Below are 16,286 nucleotides of genomic sequence, written 5' to 3'. Positions count from 1 at the left end.
ACAATCTACCGACCCCCGGCAGGCTCCCCTCCCTTTTTCGCCTGCCGGGCGGTCCTCTCCACCCGATGCATTCGAAAGGCGGTTCTCATGACGGATATGGAAGACGCACTGGTAGGACGCGCTTCGTTTTACGATCTGCTTGCAGCGCTGTACTTCAAACCCTTGCGCGAAGACCAGCTTGACGGCATCGCTTCGCTCGACTTATCTGCGTACGCCGATGTGAATCAGGATTTTGCGGATGGACTGAACGACATCGCAAGATCCTTGGCCAAGCGGACCTCTGCAACGCGCCAGGATTTTGCCGTAGATTTTACGGGGGCCTTCGCGGGAACGTCCACCTGGGAGGGAAAGTGCGCCGTTCCCTACGAATCGGTGTTCACGAGCGACGACGGCCTTATGTTTCAGGATTCTTTCCACGAGGTGTACCGCATATTCCGCGAAAACAGCGTCGAACGGGCTCCGGGATACGATTTCCCCGACGACCACCTCTCGTTCATGTGCGAGTTTTTGTCCATGCTCTCTACGAAAGCGGCGAACGCTTTGCGTGCCGGGGATCTTCAGGCAGCGCGCGAGGATATCGAGCTGTCCCGAGACTTCCTGCAGGAGCATATCCTGTCTTGGTTCGATGACTTCGAAGACTTGGCCATGAAGCTCCTCAAGACGCGCTTTTACCGCGGCGTGCTCAAGGTGAGCAAGGGGTTCTTCCAGTTCGACCTGAACGTTACTGAAGACTTGCTCGAAGAGCTGAACCGTTGATCCTGTTCAGAAAGCATGCCTGAGACGAACTGCGGGCATGCGACAACCGGAAAGAAGGCATTATGACGTTCGCCATTGTTCTTGCTTGCACCGTTGCGGTGTGCTTCGCCTTGCGCAATCCCCTCAAGAAGCACCCTCTGCTTTTCTACGCAGCCGCCGTGGCGATCGACGTCATGTTCATAGCGGGATCATTCGTGGATCTGCCGCGATCGGTGTGGCTTGCGCTGTTTCTGCTCGTGCAGAAATGCACGCTCTCGCTTGCCCTTTTCGTTGTGGTCATGTATATAGGCGTGTTCGCAAGCGATTCGAAGATCGGGTTGTGGCTCAAACCGGTGCGCGCCGAGCTTTCGATCGTCGCGTGGATCCTCTCGCTCGGCCACATGGCCGTCTACCTGGAATCGTATCTGCCGCGCGTAATGGCCGGAGGCCCGTTCGATGTGAACATCGTCTGCTCCTTCCTTGTTGCGCTCGTGCTGTTCGCTTTGCTGCTCATTCTGGGGATCACGTCGTTCAATATCGTGAAGAAACGCATGCATACGGAAACATGGAAGAAGGTCCAGACGCTTGCCTATCCGTTTTTCCTGCTCGCGTACGTCCACTTGCTGTTGATGCTGCTGCCCTCGGCCCTGCGCGGCGGCGTTGCGTCGTGCGTTGCCGTTGCGGTATACTCGGTTATCTTCGTAGGTTACGCAGTATTGCGTTTGGCTCGTGCCGTGAAAAACAAGCGCATGGCCGCTCGCTCCTGAGCAGCAGGGAGCCATGCATCTTTCGCGGAAAAGCTGCTGGATAAGGCGGGGGAGGATTTCGGCGGCTGTGAACGCGTTCTTACATAAGCTTGTCAGAGCATGCCCGGCCTTGCCTTACATGGCCTTGGGAATATGGCTCGCTTGGGTCTACATCGCGTACAGCGGCACGGCTTGGCTCTCGGATACGGAAACCGACGGAACGAACATCTCGGCACTCTACATCGTTTCCACCATGGTTTTCGCTATCGCTTTCATAGCGATGACGTTTTCCGTTGACCGCGTGCGCAGGCTTCTTGAAAAGCCTGCGGTTGTCGCCGCCTGCGGAGTGCTCGCGTCGTTTGGATGCCTGATCATCATAGCCATTGGACCGTACTATCTTTCTCGAGTTCTCCCCCAAGATTTTGTGCGTATCCTGTTCTATTGCGGGAGCGCGCTATCGGGGTTGGGAACGTCTGCGATCGGGTTGGCCTGTGGTCGCCTGTACGGCGAGCTTCCTCCCCGCAAGGCTATTCTGTATGCGGCGCTTTCTCATATCACGATTGCCGTCATCTACTTCACCGTTATCGGATCGCCTACTTGGCAGCCCGTTCCCGGCGGGCCTTCGCTTGTTGGCATATTGGCTTTCATCTGCATGCCGATCCTTGCAGCCTTGGCGGCAAATCTTTCTTTCGTCATGCCCGAAGGAAGCCCTGAGGTGAAGCCGGTTCAATATGCGCAGAAGCGCAGCAGGCTCCCCCGCTCGTATTGGAAGCTCGTCTCGGTAACGTTCGTGCTCTCGATCGTGGTCGTAGCGCTGAGATCGGCTTTGATCGAAGTGTCCCCTGTGAACGAGACGTTGGACAACACAAGGCTCGTAATGCTTTTGCGCATGGCTATGGCGATCGCGTTCGCTTGCGCCGCGATCGGCATCGAAGGAGAGCGCTTCAACTTCGGAAAAATCTATTCGGTCATCATGGCCGCCACGGTTGCTTTGATTGCGTTTTGCCCGCTTGTAGGGGTTTTGCACCCCATCTGGAGCCAGGTAACCACGTTCATGTCATGTGTCTTCGAGTTCGTTCTTTGGTGCATCCTGGCATTTATCGTGTACCAAAAGAAGATTTCGCCGGTACTCGTATTCGGATTCGGGTACGGGGCGTTCATGCTTGGCAGCGCGCTTGGGTGGATGTTCGGCGTGTACGGCATATCGGAGCTGTCTTCCGTAACGGATGATTTCGCTCTTTATTTGGTTTTGGCTGCAGCGGTTCTTGCGTGTGCTTTCCTGCTGTTCTCGGAAAAGGAATTCGACAACCTGTTCGAGCCTGAAGGAAAGGGAGAATCTCCGCTTGAAGTTCTTTTGGGCAACGAATTGCCTGCCAGCCTGTCGGATGCAGGAGATGAGACCCCTTTGAAGAAGGGAAAGTTCCAGACGACCATCGACGCAGTAACGTCTCAATACGGACTCTCAGAGCGCGAGAAGGATGTGCTGCGTCTTTTGGCAATGGGATATAGCAGCGCTGCTGCGGCAAAGGATCTGAGCATATCGTGGAACACGGTCCGTACGCACACGCGCAACGTCTACGCGAAACTGAACGTGCATTCCAGACAAGACCTCATAGATCTTGTCGACGAGGCATCGGGAGGCTCGCATTAAACCCGCAGCTTTAAACGCTTCCGCAGGATAAGACGTTGCGCACATTGCTCAGGAGACACGTAGTGCACCCGTCCGCCACAGATTCGTACTCGAGACCCCTCCTGCTCCCGCGACGGTTTCGGCAACGAAATCCTTAACGATCCTCAACGTTGCGGTATCCGCCCCTTCAAACGTCGAAGCAAGCTGCTAGGATACGGTATTCGAGGGATGAATCTGGGCGAAAGGTACGGACACGATGGTCGAAAGCGCGCTGCTGGCCGCGTACGAGCTGGCGACGGTGCTCGCGCCGTTTCTTGTAGCCTACGCGATACGGCATGCCCACGCACGACGAACGGGCTCCATTCCCGTTGAGTTCGCGCCCGCTTTCGCGTTCGTGCTGTACGTGTTTGCCGTGCTGTACGTCACGGGATCGGGCACGCTGTACGACCTGCTGCGGCAAACGGCCAGCTGGGGGCCGAATGACCTGTACTTGATTCCGTTTCTTGCCGCCGACCCGATCGGATGCGCTCTCAATGTCGTGCTGTTCCTCCCCTTGGGCTTTTCGATCCCGCTCATCTGGAAGCGAGTTGACCGGGCGTTCACCATAGGAGCGATGGGCTTCTCTTTTTCGCTCGCCATCGAGCTGAGCCAGCTTCTCAACCATCGCGCGACCGACATCGACGACCTGATATTGAACACGCTCGGCGCGCTTTTGGGCTTCGCGCTGTATCGACTTTGGTCGAATCGCGCGAATGCGGCGCGCAGCAAGCATGTTTTCGTCTCGGAGCGTCTTCCGAGCGCACGCGAACCCGCCCTGTACCTGGCCGTCACCTTTGCGGGGCATTTCTTTTTGTTCAACGAGATGGGTATTGCGAAACTGCTTTACGGGTTCTAAGCACCTGCGCCCTCCGCGCCAAGCCGATACGCTCTATCGCCAGCGTATCTGGGTAAGATCCTTCAGGTCGGTTGAAATCCTGTCGAAATCGAACAAGGCCAGCAACTCTTCGGGCGACGCCGGATCGCACGTGGGGGCAAGCCCCGTGATTCCCGCAATATGGCCGATAACTCCCTCGGACGTTTTGAACCGATCCAAAAGAGCATCGAGCGCCGCGTCGTGATCGCGCTTCGAAAGGCGCCGCTCCTCTTCCGCAACGATAAGCGGCACGTGCGCGTACGCAGGATGCCCCAGACCGAGCAGTTCCTGCAGGTACAGCTGCTGCGGCGTGGAACAGAGCAGGTCGACGCCGCGCACGACCGAGTTCACACCCTGTTCCGCATCGTCTACGACCACGGCCAGCTGGTATGCGAACGCCCCGTCCGAGCGCTGTATCAGGAAATCGCCGCACTCGCGAGCAAGGTTTTGACGATACGGTCCTTGCACCTGATCATCAAGCGAAACGGCCCTGTCGACAACCAGCAGACGTTGCGCCGGGACGCGCTGAGCGCGCCGTGCGGCGCGCTCTTCGACCGTCAACGCACGGCAGGTTCCCGGATACACGGGCTTTTCGCCACGATGAGGCGCAGATGCCGCATGCAGGTCGGCGCGCGTGCAGAAGCAGGGGTACACGAGCCCGCGCTCAGCCAGCGAATCGAAGGCGGCCCGATACGCCTCCGTGCGGTCGTGCTGAAAGTACGGCCCTTCGTCCCAAGTGAGCCCTAATGTCTCGAAATCGCGCTGTACGGCATCGATGAACTGCGGTTTCGATCGTTCGGCATCAAGATCCTCTATGCGCAGGACAATCCGTCCGCCCTGCGATTTCGCCACAAGCCACGCCACGAGCGCCGCGAACACGTTTCCCGCGTGCATGCGCCCGGTCGGAGAAGGGGCGAACCTCCCGACGATTTCGTTATGCGAAGGGGCTGCCTGCATGGGCCGATCTCCCGTTGGTCCTTTCCGCGTGCGGACGGCCGCACCGCAATGCCGACAGGAGGCCTCCGCACGGAGGCCTCCTGCATTCGATCTACTTGCGTCGATCTTCGACGTGCTTCGTCTTGCCCAGAGACCTCTCAATGCCGCCGGGCTCGACCAGCTTCACGCGCACGCCCACCAGAAGAACGCCCTTGAGCTTCTCCTCGATAGCGCGGCGGAAGCGGTCCATCTCCTCGAAGGAGTCGCTGAACGCCTCGGGCTTGAGCTCCACGTGCACCGCCATGCGGTCGAGCCCGCCCTCGTTGTCCACCACGATGCGGTAGTGCGGCGTGACCCCTTCGATGCCGGTGAGGACATCCTCCACCTGGCTGGGAAACACGTTCGTGCCGCGGATGATCAGCATGTCGTCCGAACGCGCGCGCACCTTCTGCATGCGCGCCGTCGTGCGCCCGCACGCGCACGGCTCCGTGACCACGCGCGTCAGATCGTGCGTGCGGTATCGCAGCACGGGAATAGCCTGCTTGCCAAGGGGCGTGAGCACCAGCTCGCCCATCTGCCCATCGGCGACGGGCTCGCCCGTTTCGGGATCGATGACCTCCCACAGGAAGTGATCCTCCGCAATATGCTGCATGTCGCGCGCCGCCAGGCATTCGCCCGACACGCCTGGACCCATGACTTCGGTCAGACCGTAGTTGTCGGTGCAGACGATGTGCATACGGCTTTCGATCTCGGCCTTCAGGCCCGGCGGGCAGGGTTCGCCGCCGAACAGGCCCACGCGCAGGGTGGACCGCTCCCAATCGAAGCCCATGCGCTCTCCCACCTCGCACATGTGCAGGGCGTAGGAAGGCGTGGCCACGAGCACGGTGGTGCCGTAGTCCTGGATCATGGCGATGTGGCGCTCGGTGTTGCCCGACCCTGCGGGAATCATCATGCAGCCAAGCTTCTGCAGCCCGTAGTGCAAGCCGAAGCCGCCGGTGAACATGCCGTATCCGAACGCCATCTGCGCTCGATCGCCCGGCACGACGCCCGCCATCTGCACAAGGCGCATGATGCAGTCGGCCCACAGCTCCATGTCATGATCGTTATAGCCGACCACGATGGGCTTGCCCGTGGTGCCCGAGGACGAATGCAGCTCCTTCACCTGGTCGAGCGGTACGGCGAACAGCCCGTACGGAAACGTGTCGCGCAGGACCGACTTGTCGGTGAAGGGGAGTTTGCGAACGTCTTCAAGCGTCTTGATGTCATCGGGGCTCACGCCGTCGCGGTCCATGCGCTCGCGGTACCAGGCCACGCGGTCGTACGTCCAACGCACCTGCTCGATCAGGCGCTCGAGCTGCAGCGCGCGAATCTCCTGGCGCGAGGCGCACTCGACGGCAGGGTTGTGGATGGGCAGGCTGGAGAAGTCCCCGGCTTGGGCGGCAGCCAGCGCCGCGCCCTTGACGGTCATATCGGCCATGACGTTCACCGCCCTTCAGCGGGCGCAAGCGGCTGCGCGAGATCGTCCTGCCCGATGAGCTCCACCGGTTCGCCGGCCAGCAATTCCTCGGCACGTGCCAGATCCTTGACGGATAGCGCGATGTAAGTGGAGATGAGGGAATAGCTGTACGTGACGTTGATGCCGCAATCGGCCATGACGCCCATGACGCGCGCCAACTCGCCGGGCGTGTCGTCCAGGCGCGCGCACAGCACCTCCGATTTCGTGGCGGCGGCGCCCATGTCGGTGAGCACGGCCAACGCCTTGTCCGGATCGCTCACGATGAAGCGCACGATGCCGTAGTCTCCCGTGTCGGACGCGCTGTATCCGCGAACGCTGACGTGAGCGGCCTCGAAGGCGTCCAGCACGCGCCGCAGATGCCCCGGCCTGCTCTCAAGAAACACGCTGATCTGCTGTACGCTCATGCTCGATCCCCTTCCCTGCTCTCGACCGCTTCCTCGGCGAAGGCGAAGCCGGCGCGAAACGCGGCCAGGTTCGCTTCGACGGTTTTGGGCGGCACGCGCTTTGCGATGACCCGCTCCCATGCGTCCTGCGGAAACTCCAAACGCGTGGCAAGCGCGCCCAGCAGCACGACGTTAACCGACTTCGGGCTGCCGACGCCTGCGGCTATGTCACCGGCGGAAATGAGCGTGGCACCCGCGTCGGCCAGCGTTTCGCGGGCGTTCTCGGGCATGGACGCACGTCCGATGAGCACGGGCAAAGGCTGGATGGACTCGTCGGCCACCAGCAAGTACCCGCCTTCGCGCACGAAGGAAAGGTTGCGCAGCGCCTCGGTCGTCTCGAACGACACGACGCAATCGGCGCACCCCTCGTCAGCCACCATGGACTGCACGCCGTCGCGCCCGAAGCGCACCACCGTGGTAACCGCGCCGCCGCGCTGAGACATGCCGTGAATCTCCGAAACCTTGGCGTCGAAGCCGGATTCCAAAGCCGCATGGGCAAGCAGATCGGCGGCGAGGATGGTTCCCTGCCCGCCGACGCCGCACAGGAGCACTGTGGTCGCCTTATTCATGGCAGCCCCCTTTCTCCAGAGCAGGTTGCGCGATGGCCTTCCAGGCGCAGTACTGCGCGCATTGGCCGCACCCGACGCACTGGCCGGCGTCGATGATCGCATGGTCCGTTTCGGGATCCTTCGATATGGCAGGGCAGCCCAAGGTCGAGCAAACGCCGCACGCCGTGCAGGCGTCGCTTACGGCGTACACCGGATTCTTGATGCGATCGATGAGCACGCACGGGCTGCGGAACACCAGCACGGAAAGGTCCTCGTTCGCCACGGCCTCCTTGAGCGTGCGGCGCACGGCCTTCGCATCGTTGGGATCGATCGTGCGAACGTCCTCCACGCCCAGCGCGCGCACGATGCCCTCCAAGTCCATCTCGCGCGACGGACGTCCCTGAAGCGTTTCGCCGTTGAACGGGTTTCCCTGACGGCCCGTCATAGCGGTCGTACGGTTGTCGAGCACGCAAACGGTGCCGCCGCCCTGGTTGTACACGGTGGAGATGAGCGCCGAAAGCCCCGAATGCGCGAAGGTCGAATCGCCGATCACGCCCACGACGGGACGATGGTCGGTTCCGGCCCACGCCAGCTCGAAGCCGTGCGACATCGAAACGGACGCGCCCATATCGATGGTGGTGTCCATGGCGGAAAGGGGCGGCAGCGCACCGAGCGTATAGCATCCGATATCGCCCGTGACCACGGCCTTCATACGCGAAAGCTCCTTGAACACCAAACGGTGGGGGCACCCGGCGCACAGCGCAGGCGGGCGGCCTGGAAGGCCTTCGGGCATGGATGCGTGCGCAGGCTCGTCGAGTCCGAACGCGGCGCGAATCAGACCGGGCGAAAGCTCGCCGTCGCGCGGCAACGGGTTCTCGAACTCGGCAACCGTTATTCCGAGCGCTCGCACGGAGTCGGTCAGGTATTCGGACGCTTCCTCGACCACGTACAACGCATCGACGCTGGCAGCGAAGTCGCGCAGCGCACGAGCGGGCAGCGGCCACGTTACCCCGAGCTTGAACACCGACGCGTCAGGCAGCGCCTCGGTCACGTGTTGGTACGTCGCGCCGGCGCAGACCACGCCGACGGCGCTTTCCTTATGCACGACGTTGTTGTACGGGCATTCCTCGACCCACGCGCGCAACGCGTCGATGCGGTCGAGCTGCACCTTGCGGCGCGGCTTCGCGAATGCGGGCATCATCACCCACTTGGCAGGATTGCTCTCGTAGGCCTTCACCGGAACGTCGGTGCGCTCGCCAGGCTCCACCGGGGTCTTCGTGTGCGAAACGCGCACGGTCGAGCGAATGAACACGGGCACGTCGAAGCGCTCGGACAGATCGAACGCTTCGCGCGTGAAGCGCAGGGCTTCGGCGGAATCCGCAGGATCGAGCATGGGAATATGCGCTGCGCGGGCGTACCAGTGCGAATCCTGCTCGTTTTGCGACGAGTACATGCCCGGATCGTCCGCGGCCAGCACGACCAGGCCGCCTCCCACGCCCGCATATGCGGCGGTGAACAGCGGGTCGGCCGCCACGTTCACGCCTACGTGCTTCATCGTCGTGAGAACGCGCGCGCCGGCGGCAGACGCGCCGATGCCCACCTCCACGGCCACCTTCTCGTTGACGGCCCATTCGGCGTACACGCCGTCCTTCTTCGCGAACGCTTCGAGCGTTTCCGTCGAAGGCGTTCCGGGGTACGCCACGCCGATATGGGCGCCGGCTTCCCACGCCCCTTGGGCGATCGCCTCGTTACCTGACATCAATTCCATTAGACGAACCTTCCTTGAATGCTGACCCGCAGGGAATTATACGGCAAAGCGCGCCGCGCGGCCCGGTCAAAGAAGGAAGACCGTTCCGAGCGGCGCGCTATTCGACGCTGGGCGCCCGACGGCGCGTCGTCGCCCTGAAACGCGAAGCTCGGCTTCAGCTCGGCCTCAGGACGACGACGCGCGAAAGAGCGCGTTACTCCTCTTTGTAGACCAGGCAGAACGCCCCGATCTGGATGACGTCGCCGTTTTCGAGCTGGCGCTCGTCGATGTTCGCGTTGTTCACCCACACTCCGTTGAAGGAGTTGGAATCTCGGATGACATAGCCCCCGTTCGCAGGCTCGACCGACGCATGGGAGCGCGACACGGTCATGTCGTTGAGAAACACGTCGCACTGGGGGCTGCGGCCGATGGACAGCGGCGCGTCGGCAAGGTGGAAGCTGACGCCGGTCTGCGGACCGCGCACCACATGCAGCACGGCGCTCGCCTGGGGCTGGGCTGCCGAAGTCAACGGGTCGTCCGACAGCGCCACCGGCTCGAAGCGCTGCGTGCTGCCAAGAAGCTTGAACCCGCAGGTCGGGCATGCGGCTGCCTGGGCGTCAACCGGATTGTTGCAAACGGGGCACATGGTGCTCATGGCAATTCCTCTCTGCGGCGCGCCTTACGCGGCGGGGGCCGTCTTGTCTACGACCAGCGGCGTTTCGTTGATCGTCACGGATTGGGCCACGGTGCTCTGCCCGGAGAACCCTCTGAACAAGCGATCCCACCAGATTCCCACGCTCTCGAAGAAATTGGGGGCTGCAACGTCTTCGCATGCGACCAAGTCCATAGTGGCTATTTCAGCGTTGCGCTGCTTGAACGTGATGGTGCCCACCTTGTCGCCTGCGCGCACGTCGGTGGTCAGCTGATCGAACGAAAGCGACTGGCTGACGTTGCCGTTCAGGTCGAAGATCGTGGCAGAAGCTGCAGGATCCGCAAGCGTGGCCTTCACGGTCTTGTCGATCCATCCTTCGTGCGCCACTTCGGCGATTACGGGAACCTCGGCTCCGTTCATGATGGCGGTCTGGTTGCTGTGGGCCAACGGGTACTTCACCTCGTGCTGGTACACCCACTCGCAAAGCGCCTGCGCATCCCTGAAACGCTGAGGCTCGGACGAGGAGTTGATGACGATGGCGTACAGCTCTTTCTCGCCGTTGTTGGCAGCGCCTGCGAACGAGAACCCTGCGAGCGCGGTGAACCCGGTTTTGACGCCGATGGCGTACTCGTAGATGTCGAGGAAGCCGTCCGTGGTCTCGAGGCTGATGTCCGCCTTCGCGCCGCCGCGCGTCACCTGGATGACGGTATCGCCCTGGGAAACGTCCGCGCGGAACGTCTCGTTCTTCATGGCGTACTGCACCACCTTGGCCACGTCGGCAGCCGTGCTGTGCAGGTTGCCCGCGTACGCGTCGAAGTCCAGGCCGTGGGGGTTCTCGTAGACCGTATCGGTGCAGCCGAGCTCTGCGGCCTTCGCGTTCATCTGGGCGACGAACGCGCCTTGAGCGCTGTCGCCCGATGCCGTGCCGCTTGATTGGAGCGCAGCGCCCACCGTCTCGGCGATGGCGACGGCCGCGTCGTTGCCCGACGGGACGAGCAGCGCCGTCAGGGCCGTGCGCAGGCTCATGACGTCGCCTTCTTGCAGCCCGGCCGACGATTCGCCCGCGGCGGCGGCGGTTGCGGACACCGTGATCGGGGTGTCGAGCGATACGATGCCGCTGGACACCGCATCAAGAGCCACCACGCCCGTCATGACCTTGGTGATGGAGGCGATCTGCGTGGGCGAGGACGCGTTGCGCTCGAAGTACACGGTTCCCGCAGAGTCCATCACGATGGCGTACTCGGCATCGATGTTGGGGCTTTGCGCGACCGATAAGCCGCGCGCGTCGACGGTTTGGCCGTAAACGACGTCCGCTTTGCGCACGTCCGCTGCTGCAACGGCCGGAAAGGCCGCAGCGCTCGCGAACGCAAGCAAAAGCGCCAGGGCGCACGCGAGGATGCGCGTGCGCCCGCTCTGGGCGATATGTTGAACGGTGCTAGTCAATGCGGTAGATATCCTCCGGTCGAACCGGCTGGAAGCCGGCATCGGTCAGCTTCTGCTCCACGGCGTCGTCGCTTACTTTAAGCACGTCGACGGCAGTGTCCTGATTGACCGAGAAGCAGTAGCCGTACTCCACGTTCACGTTCTGCTCGTCTAGGAACTCCAAGAGCTTGGCAAGGCCGCCGGGCTCGTTGGGAACGCGCACGGCCAGCACGGGCGTGACGGCGGCGCGCCAGCCCTGCGCCTTCAACGCTTCGGCGGCGGCTTCGGGCGTGTCGCACAGCATGCGCACCACGCCGAACTCGGTGGTGTCGGCCAGGTTCAGCGCGTGCATGTTGATGCCTGCGTCGGAAACGGCGCGGCAAGCGGCCGCCAAGCGGCCTTTCTCGTTCTCGAGAAAAACGGTCAGCTGGGAGATCATGCCTTCTTCCCTTCTCTCAGGTCGATGATGCGCTTCGCCTTGCCCTCGCTGCGCTCGATGGTCTTGGGCTCGACGATCTTGATCTCGACGGCAATCTGCAGGTTGCTCTTCAGCTCGGAGGCCAGACGGCGCTTGAGGTCCTGGAGCTTGCGGATCTCGTCGAACGGGAACTCGGGAACGGTCTCGACGTTGAGCTCCACGTGATCGAGCGCGCCGCGCGTGGTCAGGACGATCTGGTACTGCGCCGCGATCTCCGGGAATTCCGTGATGACCTGCTCGATCTGCGACGGGAACACGTTGACGCCGCGCAGGATGAGCATGTCGTCGGAGCGGCCGACGATGCGGTCGATCTTGCGATGGGTGCGTCCGCATGCGCACGTCTCGGGTATGATGCGCGTGATGTCGCGCGTGCGGTAGCGCACGAGCGGGCAGCATTCGCGCACGAGCGTGGTGAACACGAGCTCGCCCCATTCGCCGTCGGGCAAGGGCTCGAGCGTGTCCGGATCCACGATCTCGGCGTAGAACTGGTCTTCGGCAAGGTGCAGGCCGTTCGATTCAGAGCACTCCACGGCCACGCCCGGTCCCATGACCTCCGAAAGCCCGTAGATGTCGCAATAGCGAATGCCCAGCTTCTCGCGGATTTCCTGGCGCATGTTCTCAGAGCACGGCTCGGCGCCGAAGATGCCGGCGGAAATCTTGAAGTCGGTCGCGGGATCGTAGCCCATCTCCCGCGCCGTGTCCGCTATGAGCAGCGCGTAGGAGGGGGTGCAGGCCAGGATGTCGGTACCGAGGTCCTTCATCATCTGGATTTGTCGCTTGGTGTTGCCCGAAGACGTGGGGATGACCGTGCAACCAGCCGCCTCGCCGCCGTAATGCGCGCCCAAGCCACCGGTGAACAGGCCGTATCCGTACGATACCTGGATGGTGGATTCCGGGCCGCCGCCCGCCATGTAGATTCCGCGCGCGAAGCAGTCCCCCCAGTTCTTGAGGTCGTTCGCCGTATGCCCGACCACGGTCGCCTGGCCGGTGGTGCCGGAAGACGCGTGAATGCGGGACACCTCTTTCTGGCCGACGGCGAACAGCCCGCGAGGATAGGCGTCGCGCATGTCCTGCTTGACGACGAAGGGGAACTTCGAAAGATCGGCGAGGCTCTTGAGGTCGCCCGGCTCCACGCCTGCTTCCTTGAAGGACTTCTGGTAGAACTCCACGTTATCGTATGCGTGCTGCACGCTTTTCTTCATGCGGTCGAGCTGCAGCGTGCGCAGCTGCTCGACGGGCATGGTCTCGATTTCGGGCTGGTAGTACACCTTGAGAATCACCTCTCCTACTGTTGTATACGGATGTCGGCGGAGATCTCTCCGTCAGGTGTTGGTCTCGTCGCTATCGGCGTCAGGGCCTTTCACCACGACTTCCGTCACGGGATCGTACACAGAATAGAACGGGTCCTCGTGCAGGATGGAGCCCGTTTCGTCTTTGACCGTGCGAACGACCGTTATCTTGCGCCCGTCGGTTCCGCGGATTTTGATGTAGCTCGAACCGGGAGCAAGCGATTCGTCAACCTTCGTTTTCGTCGAGTAGTGCTTGCCCTCGCTCCATTCGCCCGCGACCGAGGCGACCTGGTAGCCGGGATCAACACCGTACAGTGTAGCCGTTACCGACCCGTCTGTACAAGAAAGACGGACCAAAACATCGCTCGCGCCGTCGTTTTCCCACACAAGATCCAGGTCGGGCCAGCTGACCGCGGCATCGCGTCCGGCCGGGTAGCTGGATATGTACAGGGAATGGTTGTGGCGCGTCTTCACCGGGTACCCGGCTTCGTACACGGCGTTGAACATGGTGGTCGCCACCTGGCAGATGCCGCCGCCCACTGCATCGTCGTACTGGCCGTCGATGATCGCTCCGGCTCCCAAAAACCCTCTCTCCTCGTTGCACTCCCCTGCCGTTTTATTGAACGACCAGGAGCCGCCGGGCTTCACGACGGAGTTGGAGAGCAGCTGGGACACCAGCTTGATGTTATGGTTGCGGTTCTCCGTCCCCGCGCCCGTAGTGAACTGCGTGGTGTACGAGGCTATCGAGCTTATGATGCCAAGGTCCATCGCCTCGTCGAACGAAAGGGTCGCGGGCGCCGGGCCTTCGGTTATGGATACCTCTATGGGAGATCCGCCGGGCGTCGAGCCTTCCGCTTTGCCGCCCGGCCCGAACAGGGCGTCGTTGAGCGCATGGACGCCTTCGGCGACGAGCGGCATGGTGCCCGTCCCGTCCGTATGCACCGCCACACCCCCTTCGTTCGCTTGGAAAGTCACGCGGACGGGGTCGTTCGTGTCGAGCTTTTCCACGTGGGTGAGAAGGGACGGCTTGGCTTGCGCCTCGTCTATGTACGCAGACAGGGCGAAGGACCCCTCGCCCTCGTCGATGCGCGTGGCGATCCATGCGCCCATATCCGAGGGCGTGGCCTTCCAGGTCGATCCGTTGTAATTGAACTGCGCTCCGTCGGCGATCGCGCGGTTCACGGCATCCGCGACCGCCTGGGCGGCGGCTTCGTCGATGCGCAGCGGCGCATGCTCGGCACGCGCGACGAACGACCCCTGCCCGGCTTCCTGCGCGAGCAGAGCCTGGTCGAGCGAACGAGCGAAATCTCCTCGGTTGACCATGGAGCCGTCGTGGCCCTGCACCACCGTCGCGACGCCGCCGTTGACCGCCACGTTGAAATCGACGCGCGGATCGCCGATGGTTGCGTCTATGTCGGAGGCAAGCTGCTCGAGCCGGTCGCTCGCGTAGTCGGCTCGCGGCTGGATGGTGCGCCCTCCGAACAGCGCCCCGATGCGCGCGAAGATGCCGCCGTCGCTGCGCCCGGCCGCAACGGCCTCTTCGGCCAAAGCGCGGGCAGGAAGGGTGGCGCCCAGGTCGGAGGCGCTCGTGGTCCATGCCAGCTTGTTCGCACGCGCCTCCTCCACTGCCAACTGCTCGGCAAGAGCGGCATCCTGGGCGGCGGTCATCTCGTCGTTCACGCGCGCTTCGGCATCGTCGTTGGCGTATACGATGGCGGTGTTCGATTCCAGGCGCGGCCCGTAAGCTTGCTCGATGGATGCCTCGATCTCGTCGACGGTTTTCCCGGCGACGTCGATCTCCCCCACGCGCACGCCCGGATACGCCTTGCCGTAATTCAGGCCGAAGTCAACCGCGCCGCCGACGAGCAGGACCGCGGCGAGCACCATGACGGCGAGCGCAGCGCGGCTGCGCGAGGCAAGCGAGACCATCGCGCGCAGAAGGGCGAGCAAAGCCGTGCCCAGCAGACTGACCAGGGCAAGCAACGCGCGCCCGAGAACACGCAAGATTCGCAGAACGAGGCTTTCGCTCGACGAGGAGCGCGGCGCATCCTTCGTCCAAAGCGAGGGGGCGTTGTAGGCGCCCGCGCTTCTGCTTCGAGATCGATGGGAAGAAGCAGGTCGGCCTGAAGACGCTCGGGACGAACGCGGCGAACGCCCGGCATCGCGGCCCGTCTGCGGGCGCGACGATCGCCGGGAAGCCTCGCGGCGATCGGGTGCGCGATTCGGACGCGGCTGCCTTGGAGCGCCTCCCTGCCTGCGCGCTGGTTCTCTGGGCGTACGTCGATCCATCCGCTATCGTCCGCCCTCCGGCGTTGCGCCTTTGGCCTCGCGCAGCTGTCGAAGCGCCGACGCGATGTAGTAAGCCGTGGTAGCTAACGCCAGGACAAGGCCGGCGTACACGAACCAGATGCCCCACGAGCAGGCGTCGGCGTTGAATCCGGGCAACCAGGCGACGTCGGCGATTCCCAGGCCGGGCAGCAAAGGCCAGTTCAAAAGCAAGCCGGCGAACCCGATGAACAAAAGCGTGGTAGCAACCTTGCCGGGATAGACGACCGCGACGCGAATACGGAAACGCTTGATGAGGCACGCGCCTCCAACAAGAAGAAACAGGTCGCGCACGATTACCACGAGGATGATCCACAAGGGAAGGCGGCCCACCAAGAACAGGCCCAAAACGCCCGATATCATGAGGATGCGGTCGACGGCGGGGTCGAGCAGCTGGCCGAGCTTCGACACCTGGTTCGTGCGACGGGCGATCTGCCCGTCGACCCAGTCGGTGCCGGCGGCCAGGGCGTACAGCAGCGTGGCTACCAGGTTGTAGCCATTCATGAGCAGGACGAAGAAAACGGGGACGAGACACAGCCGGATGAACGATATGACGTTCGGCACGGTGAATATCTTGTCAGAAACCTGCACGTCCTCAATCGTTGCTTCCTCGCTGCGTTTCGCCATATCCTCTTCCCTCGTCGCTTGCCGATCGCGCTTCAACAAAAACCGGGCGCGTTTAAGGCAGCCCGGCTTTTCCTTTGAATTCACTGGATCATTTTAGCAGGTTTCATCCAGGCCCCCGCAGGGTTTCGCGCTTCGACAGGTTTTCCATCAGGCGCTGCCGGGCAGAGGGCCACGAGCCCCGGTGCAAAGCCGGTATCGACGTTCGCTGGGCTAACGGGCGAAGCGACGGCTTCCCATGTCAAAACGGACGAGTTTTGCGGCGGTTTTTCGCCCGAACGG

The 16,286-nt window shown here is 62.6% G+C and carries 15 protein-coding genes; 4 read left to right on the top strand and 11 right to left on the bottom strand.

Annotated features, from left to right (window positions below; all coding sequences use genetic code 11):
- Positions 1-87: 87 nt before the first annotated feature.
- The 4 genes from LG373_RS04765 (at position 88) to LG373_RS04750 (ending at position 4,006) form a co-directional block, all read left to right on the top strand.
- Entirely contained in the window at positions 88-756 is a 669-nt protein-coding gene (locus LG373_RS04765; protein WP_225749159.1) for a molecular chaperone, read from the top strand.
- Positions 757-818: 62 nt separating this feature from the next.
- Complete coding sequence (locus tag LG373_RS04760; RefSeq protein ID WP_225749158.1) at positions 819-1,502, top strand: ferric reductase-like transmembrane domain-containing protein; 684 nt, start codon at positions 819-821, stop codon at positions 1,500-1,502.
- Between the two features lie 67 nt (positions 1,503-1,569).
- The gene (locus tag LG373_RS04755; protein WP_225749157.1) at positions 1,570-3,132 is read left to right on the top strand and encodes a helix-turn-helix transcriptional regulator; all 1,563 of its coding nucleotides are present in this window, start codon (positions 1,570-1,572) and stop codon (positions 3,130-3,132) included.
- A 235-nt stretch (positions 3,133-3,367) separates the two neighbouring features.
- Positions 3,368-4,006, top strand: coding sequence for a VanZ family protein (locus LG373_RS04750; protein ID WP_216528501.1), 639 nt, complete (start codon positions 3,368-3,370; stop codon positions 4,004-4,006).
- Between the two features lie 33 nt (positions 4,007-4,039).
- On the opposite strand, the gene gluQRS is transcribed toward LG373_RS04750, so the two are convergent.
- The 11 genes from gluQRS to LG373_RS04695 form a co-directional block, all read right to left on the bottom strand.
- A complete protein-coding gene (gene gluQRS, locus LG373_RS04745) occupies positions 4,040-4,981 on the bottom strand; it encodes a tRNA glutamyl-Q(34) synthetase GluQRS (protein ID WP_225749156.1) in 942 nt (313 codons plus the stop codon).
- A 91-nt stretch (positions 4,982-5,072) separates the two neighbouring features.
- Entirely contained in the window at positions 5,073-6,437 is a 1,365-nt protein-coding gene (locus tag LG373_RS04740) for a phenylacetate--CoA ligase family protein (protein ID WP_225749155.1), read from the bottom strand.
- A gap of 5 nt (positions 6,438-6,442) precedes the next feature.
- Complete coding sequence (locus tag LG373_RS04735; protein WP_123191246.1) at positions 6,443-6,880, bottom strand: amino acid-binding protein; 438 nt, start codon at positions 6,878-6,880, stop codon at positions 6,443-6,445.
- Entirely contained in the window at positions 6,877-7,488 is a 612-nt protein-coding gene (locus LG373_RS04730; protein ID WP_216528497.1) for an indolepyruvate oxidoreductase subunit beta, read from the bottom strand. The genes LG373_RS04735 and LG373_RS04730 overlap by 4 nt, the downstream gene beginning before the upstream one ends.
- Positions 7,481-9,235 carry a thiamine pyrophosphate-dependent enzyme gene (locus LG373_RS04725; RefSeq protein WP_225749154.1) on the bottom strand — a complete coding sequence of 585 codons (1,755 nt, stop codon included), beginning with the start codon at positions 9,233-9,235 and terminating at the stop codon, positions 7,481-7,483. Before LG373_RS04725 ends, LG373_RS04730 begins: the two co-directional genes overlap by 8 nt.
- A 193-nt stretch (positions 9,236-9,428) precedes the next feature.
- On the bottom strand, positions 9,429-9,869 hold the full coding sequence (locus tag LG373_RS04720; RefSeq protein WP_225749153.1) for an FHA domain-containing protein: 441 nt from the start codon (positions 9,867-9,869) through the stop codon (positions 9,429-9,431).
- Positions 9,870-9,893: 24 nt separating this feature from the next.
- On the bottom strand, positions 9,894-11,309 hold the full coding sequence (locus tag LG373_RS04715) for a D-alanyl-D-alanine carboxypeptidase family protein (protein ID WP_225749152.1): 1,416 nt from the start codon (positions 11,307-11,309) through the stop codon (positions 9,894-9,896).
- Positions 11,302-11,727 carry an amino acid-binding protein gene (locus tag LG373_RS04710; protein ID WP_123191241.1) on the bottom strand — a complete coding sequence of 142 codons (426 nt, stop codon included), beginning with the start codon at positions 11,725-11,727 and terminating at the stop codon, positions 11,302-11,304. The genes LG373_RS04715 and LG373_RS04710 overlap by 8 nt, the downstream gene beginning before the upstream one ends.
- Complete coding sequence (locus LG373_RS04705) at positions 11,724-13,034, bottom strand: phenylacetate--CoA ligase family protein (RefSeq protein ID WP_225749210.1); 1,311 nt, start codon at positions 13,032-13,034, stop codon at positions 11,724-11,726. The genes LG373_RS04710 and LG373_RS04705 overlap by 4 nt, the downstream gene beginning before the upstream one ends.
- 54 nt (positions 13,035-13,088) lie before the next feature.
- A complete protein-coding gene (locus LG373_RS04700; RefSeq protein ID WP_225749151.1) occupies positions 13,089-15,059 on the bottom strand; it encodes a VanW family protein in 1,971 nt (656 codons plus the stop codon).
- Positions 15,060-15,347: 288 nt separating this feature from the next.
- Positions 15,348-16,007, bottom strand: a complete 660-nt coding sequence (locus LG373_RS04695; RefSeq protein ID WP_225749150.1) for a CDP-alcohol phosphatidyltransferase family protein — start codon at positions 16,005-16,007, stop codon at positions 15,348-15,350.
- Positions 16,008-16,286: the final 279 nt, after the last annotated feature.

The sequence above is a fragment of the Paraeggerthella sp. Marseille-Q4926 genome (assembly GCF_916618935.1).
GTDB lineage: Bacteria > Actinomycetota > Coriobacteriia > Coriobacteriales > Eggerthellaceae > Paraeggerthella > Paraeggerthella hominis.
Note: the sequence above shows the minus strand (reverse complement) of the source record. Positions and strands in the feature narration are given on the sequence as shown.